At 47.1% G+C, this 712-nt stretch carries 1 pseudogene; it reads left to right on the top strand.

The window, feature by feature from the left end:
• Positions 1-712: pseudogene (locus GY683_RS02070) on the top strand (aconitate hydratase B); the annotation flags it as partial.

Here is a 712-nt window from a genome sequence, read left to right on the forward strand (position 1 = left end):
ACAATGTCGTGGAAAAGGCTAAAACCAATAAAGCGGCTCAAGAAGTGCTGAATGCCTGGGCAGAGGCGAAATGGTTCACGGCTAAGTCACCATTGCCTGAGTCTATTACTGTCACTGTATTCAAAGTGCCTGGGGAAACCAATACAGATGACTTATCCCCCGCCTCTGAAGCCTGGAGTCGCCCCGATATTCCGCTACATGCCAAAGCCATGCTCATTAACAAGATGGATGGCGCGTTGGAAGCGATAGAAACGCTCAAACAAAAAGGGCATCCAATCGCTTATGTGGGCGATGTCGTCGGTACAGGTTCATCGCGCAAATCAGCTATAAACTCCGTATTATGGTATATTGGACAAGATATTCCTTATGTACCTAACAAGCGTCAAGGTGGCGTGATTATCGGCGGCAAAATTGCACCGATCTTCTTTAATACCGCTGAAGACTCAGGCGCGTTGCCGATAGAATGCGATGTCAGCAAACTTAATCATGGTGATGTCATCACGATTTACCCCAAAAAAGGTACTATTGTCAATGGGGAAGAAGAAGTCAGCACTTTTGAACTGCGCCCTGTCACGATGCGTGATGAAGTACAAGCAGGTGGGCGTATTCCTTTAATTATTGCGCGCAGCCTCACAGATAAAGCACGTCAAACGTTGAATTTAGGCGCGTCGTCTCTCTTTATTCAGACAGTGCCGCCTCAAGATACAGGTAA

It is taken from the genome of Moraxella sp. (assembly GCF_024227015.1).
In the GTDB taxonomy this organism is placed as follows: Bacteria; Pseudomonadota; Gammaproteobacteria; order Pseudomonadales; family Moraxellaceae; genus Moraxella.